Below are 1,448 nucleotides of genomic sequence, written 5' to 3' on the forward strand. Positions count from 1 at the left end.
CCCGCGCTGCAGCGGGCCCTGGCCGACACGCTGCCCGACGCGCTGCGCCCCGCCCGCATCCTCGCCCTGCCCGCCCTGCCGGTCTCCGCCAACGGAAAGCTCGACCCAGGACGGCTCCCCGAACCCGACTGGGCGGGCGCGGACGCCGCGGGCGGGAGCACCGGCTTCGATCCGCCGCGCGGCCAGACCGAGACGCGCCTCGCCGCCCTCTGGGCCGGCGTGCTCGGCCTCGACGCCCGACGCCTGTCGCGCCGGGACAGCTTCTTCGAGCGCGGCGGCGACTCGATCCTCGCCCTCCAGCTCGTCGCCCGCGCCCGGGAGAGCGGCCTCGCGCTGACGCCGCGGGACGTCTTCACCCACCCGCGCCTCGCCGCCCTGGCGGCGCATCTCGACGCGGCCCCGGACAGCGCGGCCGCGCCGGCCCCCCAGGTCGACCCGGCGCGCGAGGCCGGTCCGGTTCCCCTCACCCCGATCCAGCGCCGGTTCCTCGACGGCCCCGTCCCGAACCGGCAGCACTGGAACCAGGCGATCGTGCTCGCGCCCCGGGCCCCCCTCGACCCGGGCCGCCTCGCGGAAGCGCTCGCGGCCGTCGAGGCCGCCCATCCCGCGCTGCGCCTGCGCTTCGCGCGGGACGCGCACGGGGCCTGGACCCAGACCTGCCGGGCACCGGGGCAGGAGCCCCCGCTGTGGCGGCGCGCGGCGGACGGTGCGCCGGCCTTCGCGGCCCTCGCCGCGCAAGCCCAGACGAGCCTCGACCTCGCCGAAGGGCCGGTCTGGCGGGCCGTGCACGTCACCCTGCCGGCGGACAGGACCGAGCGCCTCCTCCTCGTCGCCCACCACCTCGTGGTCGACGCCATGTCGTGGCGCATCCTGATCCAGGACCTCGCGGCGGCCCTCGCCGGGCGGCCGCTCGCGCCCCCGCCGACGAGCTTCCCGGGCTGGGCCCGCAGCCTCGACGTCCTGGCCCGGCACCCCGGACATGCCGGGCGCCGCGAATCCTGGCTGGCCGGCTGGCAGGCCGGGGGGCCGTGCCCCGATGCCGCGTTGCGGCCGGTCCGGCCCGACGCCCCCAACGTCGAATCCGCCCAGATCGAGATCGCCGACAGCCTCGACGCCGACGCCACCGACGCCTTCCTGCGCCGGGCCGGCCGGCCCTACAGCGCCCGTCCCGACGAAATCCTGCTCACCGCCCTGTCGATCGCGCTGGTGCGGCGCGGCGACGGGACGGCGGTGGGCGTGACCCTCGAGCGCCACGGTCGCGATGCCGACGCCCTGGCCGACGCGCTCGCCGAACCCCTCTCAGGACCCTTCCCCGAACCCCTCTCCGACGCGCAGGACGGCCCGACCCTGCCCCGCCACGACCTGAGCCGGACGGTGGGCTGGTTCACCACGCTGGTGCCGCTGCGGCTCGACCCCCTCGGCGGCGAGCCGGACCTGCCGCCGGACGA

General features: G+C 78.5%; 1 protein-coding gene. It reads left to right on the top strand.

The window, feature by feature from the left end; genetic code table 11:
- Positions 1–1,448, top strand: a 1,448-nt coding sequence (locus BM314_RS29885) for a condensation domain-containing protein (RefSeq protein WP_244540101.1), incomplete at both ends; no start/stop codon positions are given.

The organism is Methylobacterium sp. 13MFTsu3.1M2, from assembly GCF_900112625.1.
Classification (GTDB): domain Bacteria; phylum Pseudomonadota; class Alphaproteobacteria; order Rhizobiales; family Beijerinckiaceae; genus Methylobacterium.